Genomic DNA, 14,163 nt, shown 5'->3' on the forward strand with positions numbered 1-14,163 from the left:
CTTTCAAGCCGCTTTCGCTCCCGTTGCCTGCCTGTCAGACGACGTTGAAGTGATGGGTGCCGTCGCGCGCGAGTTGCGCGACCAGGCCGTATTCCCAGTCCAGGTAAGCCTGCATCGCGTCAGCGGGTGCATCCGTGCCTTCGTAGGGACGGCGGTAGCGATCGGTGCGCGGCGTGCCCAGCCGCGTCTCGCCGGTCTGCGCTTCGAGGCCCGCCGCAAACCATGCCGTGTTGCCGCCGGTGAGCACCAGCACCTGCGCATCGGCCTTGCCGCGCGCATCGAGCAAGGCCCGCAGGTCCGCTGCGGCGTAGCGCGCGAGCAGGCTGCTGCCGCAGGTCAGCACATAGCGCCGTGAGGGTGGAATGACCGCGTCGATCGCGTCCGCCAGTTGCGCGCGAATCGCATACCAGGCGCCCGGAATGTGCCGCTTCACGTAGTTGGCGCTGGTGGTCACGTCGATCACCGCCGTGCCGGGTTGCTCCAGCAGCGCGGCAAGTTCCACGGGCGTGATGTCGGCGAACACCGGGGCGACCGGCGGATGCACCGCAGCAGGCGCCACGGTCTCGGTGAAATCGGCCACCGTCGGCACGGCGTCCGGCACATACACCTCCCACCCCATCTGCGCGAGCCACGACGCGCTCATCGACGCGCGCACGCCGTCGTCGTCCGCCAGCACGATGCGCGCGCCGCGCACCGGCACCTGGTGGTCGGTCTCCTGCACCAGCTGCCCGCCGGGAGCGCTGGCAAAGCCGGGCAGGTGGCCCGCCGCGTATTCCTCGGGCGTGCGCACGTCGAAGCGGTACACGGTGCGTCCGGGGGCTTCGAGCGTGTGCAGCGCATCGAGCGCGATGCGCCGCACGCCGGCCAGGTCTGCCACGCGGCGCGCATCGGCCTGCGCCTGCGCGCGGTGCGCGTCGGACACTGCCGCCGGGGCTTGCCGATCGGCTCCGTGGTCCAGCACCTGCCCCGCCAGCTTCCAGCCGATCGTGCCGTTGCGCAATGCGGCCACTGGGTTCGGAATGCCCGCGTTCACCAGCGACTGCGTGCCGATGATGCTGCGCGTGCGGCCCGCGCAATTGACGATCACCTGCGTCTTCGGATCGGGCGCCAGCTCGCGCACCCGCAGCACCAGCTCCGCGCCGGGCACGCTGGTGGCCGAGGGAATGCTCATGGTCTGGTATTCGTCGAAGCGGCGCGCATCGAGCACCACCATGTCGGCCTTGGCGTCGACCAGGGACTTCACTTCGGGTGCGGAGAGCGAAGGCGTGTGCCGCTGGTGCTCGACCAGTTCGCCGAACGACTTGCTCGGCACGTTCACGTCGCGGAACAGCTCGCCGCCCGCCTTGCGCCAGCCGTCGAGGCCGCCCTCGAGCAGGTGCACGTGGGTGTAGCCCAGCGCGGCGAGCGTCTTCGCCGCCAGCGGTGCGAGATCGACGCCGCCGTGCTCGCCATAGAGAACGATCAGCGTGTCGCGCCGCGGAATGCGCCGCCAGGCCTCGATCTCGATGCGCGACAGCGGCAGGTTCGCGGCCCACAGCGGGTGCTCCTGCGCGAAGGGGTCTTCCTCGCGCACGTCGAGCAGGGCGGTTTCGTCGCGTGCGATGAGGCGCGCGCGGACCGCGGCGAACGAGAGAACGGGAAAGGTGGCAGTCGTCATGCAGGTGTAGAAGCTCTGAGTTCGGCGCTGCGGTCCCACAGGTTGGGCAGCAGCGCGTTGGAGTAGCCGGAGACGAAGGGCTTGCGGCCACCCTGCGTCGGGTAAGTATGCCGCCGCACGGCGCCGATGTTCGCGCCGTACACGTGGATGCTGATCGACACGCGGTCGGCATGCGCGTTGTGCACGCGGTGCAGGTCGCCGACGGTGGGCGACACGGCCTCCACATCGCCTGCGTCGAGCCGCACCGCCGCGCCTTGGGGCTGTGCATCCCCATTGCCGTCGAGGGCGAAACCCTGGCTGAATTCCGCACCGCGCAGCATACCGATCAGCCCCCACACCGTGTGGTCGTGCACCGGCGTGGCCTGCCCTGGGCCCCAGACGAAGCTCACGACCGAGAAGCGCTCGGTGCTGTCCGCGTGCAGCAGGAACTGCTGGTAGCGCGCAGGGTCGGGCTGGGCGAAGGCCTCGGGCAGCCAGTCGTCGCGTGCCACCAGCGTGCGCAGCAGCGCGCCGCCTTCGGCCAGGATGCGGGGCTCGTCCGGCGCGCCGTCGAGCAGCCGCCCGAACGCGACCACGAATTCGCGCAGCGGCGCGACCGACGGCCCGCTCACGCCGCGCGCTTCCACACGCTGGCGTCGGTGATCGCGCGCACGTCCACCCGCACCGGCAGGATGCCGTCACGCGCCGAGCGGTCGGCTACCGCCTGCAGCGCGACGATGTCCGCCTCGCTCACTGGCCGGCCCGCCACCGAAGCCCGCGCGGTGATGATGCGCGCCGACGCTATCGGTAGCCGCGTGAGCTGGCTGTAGGCCTGCGCATAGGCCTCGGGGTTGGCCAGCGCCCAGTCGCCCGCGCGGCCCAGCCGGTCGAGGAACTGCACGATGGCCGCGCGCTTGTCCGGGTCGGCCAGCGAAGGCTCGCTTGCGGTGATGAAGCCCAGGGCGGTGTTGATGCCGCGCCCGTCGCGCAGGATGCGCCCGCCCTGCTGCAGCGCGATCGTGTAGTACGGGTCGAACACGGCCCACGCGTCGATCTGCTTCGACGCGAAGGCGGCCGCCGCATCGGTCGGCAGCACGAACTTCACCGTGACCTCGTCGCGCTTCACGCCGGCTTCCTCCAGCGCGCCGTACAGCTGGTACTGCGAGATGCTGCCGCGCGCCGACGAGACGATCACCGTCTTGCCGCGCAGGTCGGCCACGCTGCGCAGCGGCGAATCGGGCTGCACCACGATGCCCAGCGAATCGGCCTTGCCGACGCGCGTGGCGACGATCTTCAGCGGGGTCTTGCCCACGGCCGCGGCCAGCACGGGCAGGTCGCCCGCCACGGCGGTGTCCACGGCTGCGCTGCGTTGCGCCTCGAACAAGGGCGCCGCGCCCTGGAAGTTGGCCCAGCGGTAGGCGAAGGGCACGCCGTCGAGCGCCTTGGAAGCCTCGAACAGCGAGCGCAGGCCGCCGGCCTGGTCGCCGAGCACCAACGTGGTCTGCGGCTGCGCGAGGGCGCGCAGCGAGGCGGTGGCGGCCAGCGAGAGCGCCGCCCCCTGTTTCAGCCAGGTGCGTCTAGAGGCACGGGAGAACAGCAGGTCGGTCATGCGGCAGCTCCCGCAGACAGCAGCGCGCGCTTGCCCGCCGCCACCAGGATCGCGTCGTTCTGCGGCGTGTGGATGCGGCTGCACAGCACGTCGCGGTAGTGCCGCTCCAGCGGGTTGAGCCGCGTCAGGCCGTGGTTGCCGCTGAGCTGCAGCGCCAGCTCGACCGCGCGCACTGCATTGCCGGTGACGGTGTACTTGAGCAGCCCGCTGTCGGCGGAAGCTTGCGCGCGGCCGCTGTCGACCGCGGCGGTCGCATCGTCGATCAGCACGCGGTTGGTCCGCAGCAGCGCCTCGATCTCGCCCACATGCTCCTGCACGCGCGGCAGGCTGGCCAGCGGCGCGCCCAGGCTTCCGGGCGCGCGCTGGTTCAGGAAGCCCACCAGCCAGTCGCGCGCGGACGTGGCCACGGCGTCGTAGAGGCTGCAGAGCAGCACGGTCATCCATGCCTGCTGCGTGGCGTGGGCGTCGATGTCGGTCTGGCTGCCCGCGTCGGGCGCCCAGTCGGCCGGCGCGCGCAGGTCGACTGCATGGTCGAGGCCGATGGCGACGTTCTCGAACACCACCTCGTGGCTGCCCGAGGCGCGCAGGCCCAGGTGGTCCCAGCTGGCGATCACGCGCACGCCGGGGGCGTCGCGCGGCACCAGGAACACGCCGGTGCGCGGCACGGCTTCATCAGTGCGGGCCCAAACCGACAGCCAGCCCAGGCCCTCGATGCCGGTGGTGTAGAGCTTGTGGCCGTCGATCTTCCAGCCTTCGCCGTCGCGGCGTGCCACGGTGGCCGGCAGGCCGCCGCGCGCGGGCGAGCCCAGCGCGGGCTCCACGCGCAGCGCGTTGATCAGCGCGCCGCGTTCCACCGCGTCGCGCGTCACGCGTTCGCGAAGGTGCGGCGGCCAGCGGCTGTCGGTGCGCGTCAGTGCGTGGTGCTGCAGGTAGGTCATCGTGAGGATCAGCGCCGTGGCGGGCTCGCCGCGTGCCACCGCCGCGATCACGCGACGCGCCGTGGCCAGCGTGGCGCCGCCACCGCCGTGCTCGGCAGGCGCCACCAGGCCGACGAGCCCGTGCGCCTGCAGCGCCGCGAAGTTCTCGCGGGGAAAGGCGCCGCTGCGGTCGTGGTCGGCCGCGGTGGCGGTGAACTGGGCCGTGAGACGGGCCAGCACGGTGTCGTCCACCGTGGTGGAGGAGGGGGCTTCGGTCGTGGCCGGCGCGCGGCGCAAGGGGAGTGCACTCATGGTTCCCGCACGGTACCGGCGCCCCCGGCACCGGAAAACGACGCATCCCGCATATGCAAACTCGTTTTTCTGAGTTCGCGTCCCGCCCCTGGCTCGGTACGGTTCGCTCCATGAATCCAGATGCCTCCTTGGACCGCCGCCGCCTGCTGCAAGCGGCGGCCGCACTCGCCGCCGCCGGCCCCGCCGGTTGGGCGCAAGCCGCGGCCCCTGCGCTTGACCTGTCCGGCGTCACGCTGCGCGTGGGCACCTACAAGGGCCTCTGGCGGCCGCTGCTCACGGCCTCGGGTCAGGCCAACACGCCCTACAGGATCGACTGGCGCGAACTCAACAACGGCGTGCTGCACATCGAGGCCATCAACGGCGACGCACTCGACCTGGGATCGGGCAGCGAGATCCCCCCGGTGTTCGCGGCGCGGCAGAAGTCCAGCGTGAAGCTGGTGGCCGTGACACATGAAGACCTGAACAACCAGGCCACACTGGCGCGCAAGGACGCGCCCATCCGCACCATCGCCGACTTCAAGGGCAAGCGCGTGGGCTACGTGCGCGCCACCACCTCGCACTACTACCTGGCGAAGCAGCTGGCCGAGGCGGGCTTGTCGTTCAGCGACATCCAGGCCGTGAGCCTCACGCCCTCGGACGGCCTGTCGGCCTTTGCGCGGGGCGACCTCGATGCCTGGGCCATCTACGGCTACAACGGCCAGCTGGCGCGCACGCAGTACGGCGCGCGCACCATCAAGACCGGCGTGGGCTACCTGTCGGGCAACTTCCCCATCTACGCCAACCCGCGCGCGCTCGACGACGCACTGCGCCGCGCCGCACTGGGCGACCTGCTGCAGCGCCTGCAGCGCGCCTTCGCATGGATCAACGGCAACTTCCTGGCCTATGCGCGCGCGCAGTCGGCCGAAACCCGCGTGCCCATCGGCGACATCGTCGAACTGTTCAACGGCCGCAGCGGCGACTACAGCCTGGGCCCGGTCAGCGACGCGGTGGTGCGCAGCCACCAGGACGTGGCCGACACCTTTCTGAAGATCGGCGTGCTCGACGGGCCCGCCGATGTGAAACCCCTGTGGGACCGCAGCTTCGAGAGCCTGCTGCGTTTGCCCGCCGCCTGATCCCGCCTTCCACTCGAAAAGGAAAACACCATGAGCCAGCCACAGCAAGACGGCGTCGAATTCATCGGCATGATCCAGGGCCAGAAGGTCTCGGAGATCCACGCGGCCAAGGGCCCGTCGCTCGACCGCGACTACGTGCGCGCCTTTGCGCAGGCCCACGAGCAGGCGGGCTTCGACCGCGTGCTGGTGCCCCACCATTCGACCAGCCCCGACGCCACGCTCACGGTGGCCTACGCGGCCTCGGTGACCGAGCGCATCCACTTCATGCTGGCGCACCGCCCTGGCTTCGTGGCGCCCACGCTCGCGGCGCGCCAGTTCGCCTCGCTCGACCAGTTCAGCGGGGGGCGGCTCGGCGTGCACTACATCTCGGGCGGTTCCGACGAAGAGCAGCGCCGCGACGGCGACTGGCTCGACCACGACCAGCGCTACGCCCGCACCGACGAGTACCTCGACGTGTTGCACAAGGTGTGGACGGCCGAGAAGCCGTTCGACCATGAGGGCGCGCACTACCGCTTCGAGAATGCGTTCTCCGAAGTGAAGCCGCTGCAGACGCGCAACGGCAAGCCGCATGTGCCGGTGTATTTCGGCGGTGCGTCGGAAGCGGCGATTCCGGTGGCCGGCAAGTACGCCGACGTCTACGCGCTGTGGGGCGAGTCGCTCGACCAGGCGCGCGAGCTGACCACGCGCGTGCGGGCCGAGGCTGCGAAGCATGGCCGCAGCGTGCGCTTCTCGGTGTCGTTCCGCCCCATCGTGGCGCAGACGGAGGAGGCCGCATGGGCGCGCGCCGAAAACATCCTGGCGGAGACCAAGCGCCTGCGCGTGGTGCAGGGCTACAACCGCGGCGGACCGCAGCAGAGCGAAGGCGCCAAGCGCCTGCTGGCCGCGGCCGACAAGGGCCCGCGGGTGGACAAGCGGCTGTGGACGGCGGTGGCACAAGAGATTGGCGGGCGTTCGAACAGCACCGCGCTGGTCGGCACGCCCGAGCAGGTGGCCGATGCGCTGCTCGACTACTACGACCTGGGCGTGACGACCTTCCTGATCCGCGGCTTCGATCCGCTGGAGGACGCGCTGGACTATGGGCGCGAGCTGATTCCGCGCACGCGCGAGCTGGTGGCGCAGCGCGCCGCGTCCATTCGCAAAGCGGCCTGACGACTTTCTTTCTCCCTCCCCCTCTGGGGGAGGGCAGGGGTGGGGGCAAGCGGCGTCGAACACTGTCATGGCTTTGAAGCCGCCGTGCCCCCATCCCAACCTTCCCCCGGAAGGGGAAGGAGCAAGATCGAATACCGAACACGAGGAGTCTCCATGAGTGCCGTTCTTTCCATCGACCGCCACGCGTCGCTGAAACTCAACCCGAACCCGCAGCAGAAGTACTGGTTCGACCCCGTCCCCCCGCGCCCCACCGTGCAGGCCGAGCGCCGCCACCGGCAGGAGCGCCTGGCGGGTGCCTTTCGCCTGTTCGCGCGCTTCGGTTTCGCCCAGGGCCTGGCCGGCCACATCACCGCGCGCGATCCCGAGCTGACAGACCACTTCTGGGTCAACCCGCTGGGCATCCACTTCTCGCGCATCAAGGTCTCCGACCTGCTGCTCGTCAACTCGAAGGGCGAGACCGTCATCGGCGAGCGCCCGCTCAACAAGGCGGCCTTCGCCATCCACGCGGCCATCCACGAGCACAACCCGAAGATCATTGCCGCCGCCCACACGCACTCGACCTACGGCAAGGCCTGGTCCACGCTGGGCCGCAAGCTCGACACCCTCACGCAGGACAGCTGCGTGTTCCACGACGACGTGGCGCTGTTCGACGACTTCACCGGCATGGTGGTCGACACCAGCGAGGGCGACCGCATCGCGCAGGCGCTGGGCGACAGGAAGGGCGCCATCCTCAAGAACCACGGCATCCTGACGGCCGGCCCCACGGTGGAGGCCGCCGCCTGGTGGTACATCGCGCTGGACAACGCCTGCCACACGCAGCTGCTGGCCGAAGCCGCCGGGAAGCCGCAGCCCATCGACGAGGACACCGCGCGCCACACGCACGCGCAGATCGGCGGGCCTGAAGGCGCCATCCATTCCTTCGACAGCCTGTACGAAGGCCTGGTCGAAGCCGAACCCGAGCTGCTGTCGTGAACGCGCGCCTCTCACGGCGCGGCGTGCTGCGCGCCGGCGGTGCCGCCGCCGTGGTCGCCTCGGGCGGGCTGATCGCCTCGCAGGCCTTCTCGCAGCAGGCGCGCAAGCTCACCTTCGCCTGGAACGCCGCCGCCTTCTGCCTGTCGCCCGTGGTGGTGGCGCAGGAGCGCGGCTACTTCGAGCGCAACGGGCTACAGGTCGACCTCATCAACTACACCGGCTCCACCGACCAGTTGCTGGAGTCGCTGGCCACCGCCAAGGCCGACGCGGCCGTGGGCATGATCCACCGCTGGCTCAAGCCGCTGGAGTCGGGCTTCGACGTGAAGATCGTCGGCAGCTCGCACGGCGGCTGTGTGCGGCTGGTGGGCGCGAAGAGCGCGGGCGTGACCGACATCGCCAGCCTGAAGGGCAAGTCCATCGGCGTGTCGGACATCACCAGCCCGGGCAAGAATTTCTTTTCCATTCTGCTGACCAAGAACGGCATCGATGCGGACAAGGATGTCACCTGGCGCCAGTACCCGGCCGACCTGCTCGACATTGCGGTGAAGAAGGGCGAGATCCAGGCCATTGCCGACGGCGACCCCAACATCTACCTGATCGAGAAGCGCAACAAGGGCGCCTACGTCGAGGTGGCGAGCAACCTCACGGGCGAATACAAGGACAAGGTCTGCTGCATCGTCGGTGCGCGCGGCGAGCTGGTGCGCAAGGACAAGGCAACCGTCGCCTCGCTGGTGCGCGCCATTGCGCAGGCCTCCGACTACGTGGCCGAGAACCCGAACGAGTCGGCCAGGCTCTTCGCCAAGTACTCGCCGAACGTGCCGGTGGAAGACCTGCGCGCCTTGCTTGGCACGCTCACGCACAACCACCACCCGCTGGGCCGCAAGCTGCGCGACGAGGTGGAGTTCTACGCACGCGACTTCCGCGGCGTGGGCGTGCTCAAGAAGAGCACGGACCCGGCGCGCTTTGCGGAGCACGTGTCTTTCGATCCCCTGGCATGAAGCACAGCAATTCCATGACCCACAGTTCACGCCGCCGGTTTCTCGTTCAGGGCGCCTCGGCCGCTGCCGCCGTGTCTTTGCCCGGCGCTGTTTTCGCGCAGGGCCGACCGGTGCTCAAGGCCGGCGACCAGAAGGGCGGGTTGCGGGCGCTGCTCGAAGCGGCAGGCGGCCTCGAAGGCCTGGGCTACGACATCCAGTGGTCCGAATTTCCGGCCGCCGCGCCGCTGGCCGAGGCACTGAACGCCGCCGCGGTCGATTCGGGCCCCATCGGCGACGCCCCGCTGATCTTCGCGCTGGCCGCCGGCACGCGCGTGAAGGCCATCGGTGCGAACCGCTCCGACTCGTACGGCACCGCGGTGCTCGTGCGGCCCGACTCCACACTGAAGACCGCCGCCGACCTGCGTGGAAAGAGCATCGCAACCAACCGCGGCTCCATCGGCCACTACGTCACGCTCAAGGCCATCACCTCTGCCGGCCTCAAGCCCGAGGACGTCAACATCCGCTTCCTGGCACCGGCCGACGCCAAGCTCGCGCTCACGCAGGGCTCGGTCGATGCCTGGGCCACTTGGGAGCCCTACACCGCGCTGGCCGAGGTCAGCCACCATGCGCGCGTGCTGGTCAGCGGGCGCGGGCTGCTGCCGGGGCTGAGCTACCTTGCGGCGACCGACAGCGCCATCGCGGCCAAGCGGCCGGTGCTGCAAGACTTTCTGCAGCGCGTGGTGAAGGCGCAGATCTGGTCGTACCGCAACGTCGATGCCTACTCGGCCGCGCTGGCCCGCATCATCGGCATTCCGCCCGAGGCGGCGAAGCTGCAGTTCGAGCGCCGGCAGCAGAAGTGGGTGGCCATCGACGCGCAGGTCATTGCCGACCAGCAAGGGACGGCAGACTTCTATAAGCAGGTGGGGCTCATCAAGCAGCCGTTGGACGTGAAGGGCACCTTCGACACCGGTTTCGGCGTGGCCGGTTGAGGCCTGGACGCCAGAACGTAGCTGAGTCCAAGACTCGCGTAGATGCGTCCGCCGGGCGCGGGTTGGCGGTGGCTAGAGTCCTTGCATGACCTCTGCAACCGACACCCTCTACGCCATTTCCCCCGCGCCCGTCCATTCGCTGCCCATCCAGGGCGAACGCGCGCGCTTCCCGGTCAACCGCATCTTCTGCGTGGGCCGCAACTACTCCGAGCACGCCCGCGAGATGGGCCACAACCCCGACCGCGAGCCGCCGTTCTTCTTCATGAAGCCGGCCAGCGCCATCGTGGCCGACGGCGGCGAGTTCGCCTACCCCGCGCTGTCGAACGACGTGCACCATGAAATCGAACTCGTGGTGGCGCTGAAGACCGGCGGCTCGAACATTGCCGCGTCGGCCGCGCTCGAACACGTGTACGGCTACGCCGTGGGCCTGGACATGACGCGCCGCGACCTGCAGGGCGAGGCCAAGAAGATGGGCCGCCCCTGGGACACCGGCAAGGCCTTCGACGGCTCCGCGCCCTGCGGCGAACTGGTGCCCGTGGCCAAGGCCGGCCACCCGGCGGCCGGAGAGATCCGCCTCGAAGTGAACGGCGCCCAGCGCCAGGTCGGCGACCTGGGCGACATGATCTGGAACGTGCCCGACACCATCGCCTACCTGTCGACCCTGTTCACGCTGCAGCCCGGCGACCTGATCTTCACGGGCACGCCTGCAGGCGTGGCGGCCGTGCAGCGCGGCGACCGCATGCGCGGCACGGTGGCGGGCGTCGGCGCGCTGGAGGTCGTGGTCGTCTGACCCCCCATGAGGGTCCCGGCATCGGCCCTGCTGGGGCTGTCGGACCGCAAGTTGGCGTACCCTCGCGGGCTGCAGCCTGCCGGATCCCGTGACACGCCAGCCCCGATGCGCCCCTCTCCCTCCTCGTCCGTTCGCACCTACGGCATGCACGAGCGTGCCGACCACCTCGACTTCGACATCCGCTTCCAGGGTGCGCGCAACGAACTCACGCTGCCGCACCGGCATGCGTACTTCCAGATCCAGGTCGGCATCGAGGGCAGCTCGCAGCAGGCCATCGGCGGCGAGGTGCGCCCCTTCGGGCCGCGCCACCTGAGCTTTGTGCTGCCGTACCGGGTGCATGTGATCCCGCACCCGCCCGAGGCGCTGTACTGCATCGTCAACTTCGACCAGCGCTTTCTCTGGCCCGAGCTCGAGGTCGATGCGCTCGACCTCGACGACGTGTCGCTCGCGCGGCATCCCGACCTCGCACCCTTCCTGTTCCAGGAGTACGTCGACTTCGCCTTCGACGAGGCCGACTTCGCGCGCATCCGCGGCTGGCTCGACGAGCTGCATGCGCTGAACACCGGCCGCAATTTCGGCGCCAAGATCGCGATGCGCGGCATCGTGCAGCAGATCATCGGCCTGGCCTGCATGCGCCAGGAGCAGGCGCTGATGCGGCTTTCGCTGCAGCACAACGGCAAGACCTCGCAGCGCGACGCGTTGCAGCGCGTGGTGCGCTATGTGCGCGACAACCTCGACAGGCCGTTGTCGCTGACCGATGCGGCCGCCGCCGCTTTCCTCTCGCCGAACTACCTGGCCAACCTGCTGCGCAAGGAAACCGACCGCACCTTCACCGACTTGGTGACGGAGCGGCGCATCGAACGGGCGAAGGAGCTGCTGTCGTCGACCTCGCTGCTGGTGCGCGAGATCGCGCACCAGTGCGGCTTCACGGACGAGGCCTACTTCAACCGGCGCTTCCGGCAATGGGTGGGAACCACGCCGCGCAACTTCCGGCGCGACCATGTGGCGAGCTCGCGCGGTTAGCGATCAGCTTCGCCCGGACGCACGCGCCAGCTGCGACAGGCGCTTCACCAGCGGCTCGAACAGCTCCGCCGACGTGTTGCCATAGCCCAGCACCAGCCCGTTGTCGGTGGCCAGCGGCTGCATCGCGAACCCCGACAGCGCAGAGGGCGCGATGCGATGGCGCAGCGCCTCGGCGGCGATCTTTCGGTCGTCGAACTGCGCGGGCAGCCGCACGGTCAGGTGCAGCCCGCAGTAGCCGCCTTCGATCTGGTGCGGCACCTTCAGGTGCTTTTGCAGCGCGAGCCGCAGCGCCTGATGCCGGTCGCGGTACAGGCGGCGCATGCGGCCCAGGTGCCGGCTGAACTGCCCGCTCTCGATGAACTCGGACATGGCCAGCTGCTCGTGGCGGTGGCCGCCGCGCAGCATCTCTTCGAGCGGCGCGCGCACGCTGGTCACCAACCGTTCGGGCAGCACCAGGAAGCCCAGCCGCAGCGACGGGAACATCGTCTTGCTGAAGGTGCCCACGTAGAGCACGGGCGCATCCGCCACCAGCCCCTGCATCGCGCCGATGGGCTCGCCCGTGTGGCGGAACTCGCTGTCGTAGTCGTCCTCGATGATCCACGCGCCGTGCGCGCGTGCCTGCGCGATCAGGTCGAGCCGCCGCGCGATGCTCAGCACCGAACCGGCCGGGTACTGGTGCGAAGGCGTGGTGTACACGAGCCGGGGCGGGTGCCTGCGCCAGTCTTGCGCACTCGCGCACAGGCCTTCGGCGTCGACCCGCACCGGCACCACGCGCATGTCGCCCGCATGCATGGCGGCCTTCACGCCGCGGTAGCCCGGGTCTTCGACCCAGCCGGTGTCGCCGGGGTTCGACAGCAGCCGCACGCACAGCGTGATGGCCTCCTGCGCGCCTTCGGCAATGACGACCTGGTGCGGCTCGCAGCGCACGCCGCGTGCCACCGACAGGTGCCGCGCGATGGCCGCGCGCAGCGCCGGCTCGCCCAGCGGATCGCCGTAGCCCAGCGCGGCCGTGCCGGCGTTGCGCACGGCACGGTCGAGCGCGCGGCGCCAGGCGGCCAGGGGAAAGTGCGACAGCGCGGGAACGCCGGGGCGCAGCGCCGCCTCCATGTCGGCACGCGATGCGCTCGGCTGGAGCTTTGCGAGGCGCAGCGCCGTGGCGGGCACACCGGCCGGCATGTCCGCGCGCCTGGGGACCGGCGAGGAGAACTCGGTCACCCGCGTGCCCTGGCGGTCGGGTTGCACATAGCCTTCGGCGGCCAGGTGCTCGTAGGTCGCGGTGACGGTGTTGCGCGAGATGGCGAGCGCTTCGGCCAGCGCGCGCGAGCCGGGCAGGCGGCTGCCGGGGGCCAGGCTGCCGTCGAGGATGGCGCGCTTGAGGCGCTCGTGCAACTGGCGCTGCATCGAGCCGGCGTCGCGGTCTTTCAGCCCGTGGTGACAAAAACTTGCCGACACTAAATCAGCGCTAAGTCATTGATTTAATTAGGTCTTGTCGTTCTGTCACTAATCTTTTGTATCAGCAAATGCTTAACAAAAAGTTCCTGTCAGCCCCGAAAGCTGACCTTATGTTGTTGACAACTGCGGGTTTGGTACAAAAAGTTGATGACAGCCCCATCCGGGGTGGTGGTGCGTCGTGAATCCAGTCATCCGTCGCGATGGATCACAAGATCGAAACAGGATTTCGCGTTGCTTAGGGGAACCGCTGAAACGCATGACGTTCCTCGCAAATAGTCGATCCTGCGCGCTCCGAAGGTTTTGCTGACCAGTTCGGAACCGGCTTAGATCCGGCTGGAGGCAGAGCGAAGCCATTTCAAACGAAGCACGCAGGCGAGCTCGTTTCCGTTCGAGCGAACTTCCTCATTGTGAAATTCACGCCCAACGAAGTCCCTTGTTTGCTAGCATTTTTTGTGAGCGATACGCATATCTGCACAGCCAGAAGCCGACGCTTGTCGTCATCAAAGCAAGGACCTAGATGCGCAAAATGACTCGAGAGAGAACGCAGGCGGCACTCGCTGAGCTTGCAAGCATCGAGAACGAGCAGGGGATGCCTGTTCCGCAAGGTTATGGCGCGACTGCCAGATACATGATCGACTTGCCCGAGAGAGCTCGGCGAGAGCGTGAGTCGCTTGTAGAAAAATCCAGGAGGTTCGATGGCGCCTTGCCTGTTCGCAAATTGGACGTTGCGTGCGTGCACCCATCGAACTGGGCAAGCCGTCATGAAGGATCGTTCGCCTCGCCCGCGTATCTTGCGCTCAAAGCAGAGATCAGTTCCTGCGAAGGCAACGTCCATCCGATCAAGGTGCGTCCGATGCGCTCGACAGCGCTGGGCCATTCGTTGAGTGGGGTGTTGAACGGGACAACGCCTGTCGACGCGCACGCGCAGCAGTACGAAATTGTCTATGGCTATCGCCGGCATCGGGCATGCGTGGAGTTGGGACTTCCCGTGCTTGCGCTGATCGAAGACCTGTCCGACGCGCACCTCTTCGCACAGATGAACCGCGAGAACCGTCAACGACATGACTTGTCGCCTTGGGAGGAGGGGATGATGTTTTCACGAGCTCTTGAAAGTGGGCTGTTCCCGTCAATGCGACAACTCGCCCACAGTGTTGAGTTCCATGGAATCCTGACCCGCGATTTCCATCGAATATTGACCCACCCTCTTTGCGAGCCGGCCGGCTCA

Annotated in this window: 12 protein-coding genes and 1 pseudogene; 8 read left to right on the plus strand and 5 right to left on the minus strand. The window is 68.8% G+C overall.

The features are described 5' to 3' along the window. Nucleotides 1-34 precede the first annotated feature (34 nt). Genes AC0IYU_RS27690 through AC0IYU_RS27705 form a run of 4 tightly spaced genes read right to left on the minus strand, consistent with a single transcriptional unit; the run spans nucleotide 35 to nucleotide 4,474 of the window. Nucleotides 35-1,657 carry a rhodanese-related sulfurtransferase gene (locus AC0IYU_RS27690; RefSeq protein ID WP_472123697.1) on the minus strand — a complete coding sequence of 541 codons (1,623 nt, stop codon included), beginning with the start codon at nucleotides 1,655-1,657 and terminating at the stop codon, nucleotides 35-37. Further along, complete coding sequence (locus AC0IYU_RS27695; RefSeq protein WP_472123700.1) at nucleotides 1,654-2,268, minus strand: cysteine dioxygenase family protein; 615 nt, start codon at nucleotides 2,266-2,268, stop codon at nucleotides 1,654-1,656. Before AC0IYU_RS27695 ends, AC0IYU_RS27690 begins: the two co-directional genes overlap by 4 nt. Then, nucleotides 2,265-3,245: an ABC transporter substrate-binding protein gene (locus tag AC0IYU_RS27700; RefSeq protein WP_472123703.1), complete on the minus strand. Its 981-nt coding sequence runs from the start codon at nucleotides 3,243-3,245 to the stop codon at nucleotides 2,265-2,267. The genes AC0IYU_RS27695 and AC0IYU_RS27700 overlap by 4 nt, the downstream gene beginning before the upstream one ends. After that, on the minus strand, nucleotides 3,242-4,474 hold the full coding sequence (locus AC0IYU_RS27705) for an acyl-CoA dehydrogenase family protein (RefSeq protein WP_472123707.1): 1,233 nt from the start codon (nucleotides 4,472-4,474) through the stop codon (nucleotides 3,242-3,244). The genes AC0IYU_RS27700 and AC0IYU_RS27705 overlap by 4 nt, the downstream gene beginning before the upstream one ends. A 110-nt stretch (nucleotides 4,475-4,584) precedes the next feature. Here AC0IYU_RS27705 and AC0IYU_RS27710 point away from each other — a divergent pair, with 110 nt between their 5' ends. The 7 genes from AC0IYU_RS27710 to AC0IYU_RS27740 all read left to right on the plus strand — a co-directional run bounded on the left by AC0IYU_RS27710 (nucleotide 4,585) and on the right by AC0IYU_RS27740 (nucleotide 11,486). After that, the gene (locus AC0IYU_RS27710) at nucleotides 4,585-5,586 is read left to right on the plus strand and encodes an ABC transporter substrate-binding protein (RefSeq protein WP_472123710.1); all 1,002 of its coding nucleotides are present in this window, start codon (nucleotides 4,585-4,587) and stop codon (nucleotides 5,584-5,586) included. A gap of 30 nt (nucleotides 5,587-5,616) precedes the next feature. Further along, nucleotides 5,617-6,735 (plus strand): LLM class flavin-dependent oxidoreductase, encoded by a 1,119-nt coding sequence (locus AC0IYU_RS27715; RefSeq protein WP_472123713.1) that lies wholly within the window; start codon nucleotides 5,617-5,619, stop codon nucleotides 6,733-6,735. Between the two features lie 153 nt (nucleotides 6,736-6,888). Then, entirely contained in the window at nucleotides 6,889-7,707 is an 819-nt protein-coding gene (locus tag AC0IYU_RS27720; RefSeq protein WP_472123715.1) for a class II aldolase/adducin family protein, read from the plus strand. Next, a complete protein-coding gene (locus AC0IYU_RS27725) occupies nucleotides 7,704-8,705 on the plus strand; it encodes an ABC transporter substrate-binding protein (RefSeq protein ID WP_472123718.1) in 1,002 nt (333 codons plus the stop codon). The genes AC0IYU_RS27720 and AC0IYU_RS27725 overlap by 4 nt, the downstream gene beginning before the upstream one ends. 14 nt (nucleotides 8,706-8,719) lie before the next feature. Beyond that, nucleotides 8,720-9,673 carry an ABC transporter substrate-binding protein gene (locus AC0IYU_RS27730; RefSeq protein ID WP_472123722.1) on the plus strand — a complete coding sequence of 318 codons (954 nt, stop codon included), beginning with the start codon at nucleotides 8,720-8,722 and terminating at the stop codon, nucleotides 9,671-9,673. A gap of 85 nt (nucleotides 9,674-9,758) precedes the next feature. Further along, nucleotides 9,759-10,463 carry a fumarylacetoacetate hydrolase family protein gene (locus AC0IYU_RS27735; RefSeq protein WP_472123725.1) on the plus strand — a complete coding sequence of 235 codons (705 nt, stop codon included), beginning with the start codon at nucleotides 9,759-9,761 and terminating at the stop codon, nucleotides 10,461-10,463. A 105-nt stretch (nucleotides 10,464-10,568) separates the two neighbouring features. Then, nucleotides 10,569-11,486 (plus strand): helix-turn-helix transcriptional regulator, encoded by a 918-nt coding sequence (locus tag AC0IYU_RS27740; RefSeq protein ID WP_472123729.1) that lies wholly within the window; start codon nucleotides 10,569-10,571, stop codon nucleotides 11,484-11,486. 3 nt (nucleotides 11,487-11,489) lie between these two features. Here the strand turns inward: AC0IYU_RS27740 and pdxR are convergent, their stop codons facing one another. After that, on the minus strand, nucleotides 11,490-12,938 hold the full coding sequence (gene pdxR, locus AC0IYU_RS27745; protein ID WP_472123731.1) for a MocR-like pyridoxine biosynthesis transcription factor PdxR: 1,449 nt from the start codon (nucleotides 12,936-12,938) through the stop codon (nucleotides 11,490-11,492). A gap of 517 nt (nucleotides 12,939-13,455) precedes the next feature. Here pdxR and AC0IYU_RS27750 point away from each other — a divergent pair. Beyond that, nucleotides 13,456-14,163, plus strand: a pseudogene (locus AC0IYU_RS27750) (hypothetical protein); the annotation flags it as partial.

The sequence above is a fragment of the Variovorax sp. AC103 genome (assembly GCF_979254005.1).

Bases quoted from the DNA above. Each gene is read 5' to 3' on its own strand.
- AC0IYU_RS27740 (WP_472123729.1), top strand. From the start codon at position 10,569: ATGCGCCCCTCTCCCTCCTCGTCCGTTCGCACCTACGGCATGCACGAG.
- AC0IYU_RS27720 (WP_472123715.1), top strand. From the start codon at position 6,889: ATGAGTGCCGTTCTTTCCATCGACCGCCACGCGTCGCTGAAACTCAAC.
- AC0IYU_RS27690 (WP_472123697.1), bottom strand. From the start codon at position 1,657: ATGACGACTGCCACCTTTCCCGTTCTCTCGTTCGCCGCGGTCCGCGCG.
- AC0IYU_RS27700 (WP_472123703.1), bottom strand. From the start codon at position 3,245: ATGACCGACCTGCTGTTCTCCCGTGCCTCTAGACGCACCTGGCTGAAA.
- AC0IYU_RS27715 (WP_472123713.1), top strand. From the start codon at position 5,617: ATGAGCCAGCCACAGCAAGACGGCGTCGAATTCATCGGCATGATCCAG.
- AC0IYU_RS27705 (WP_472123707.1), bottom strand. From the start codon at position 4,474: ATGAGTGCACTCCCCTTGCGCCGCGCGCCGGCCACGACCGAAGCCCCC.
- AC0IYU_RS27710 (WP_472123710.1), top strand. From the start codon at position 4,585: ATGAATCCAGATGCCTCCTTGGACCGCCGCCGCCTGCTGCAAGCGGCG.
- AC0IYU_RS27735 (WP_472123725.1), top strand. From the start codon at position 9,759: ATGACCTCTGCAACCGACACCCTCTACGCCATTTCCCCCGCGCCCGTC.
- AC0IYU_RS27730 (WP_472123722.1), top strand. From the start codon at position 8,720: ATGACCCACAGTTCACGCCGCCGGTTTCTCGTTCAGGGCGCCTCGGCC.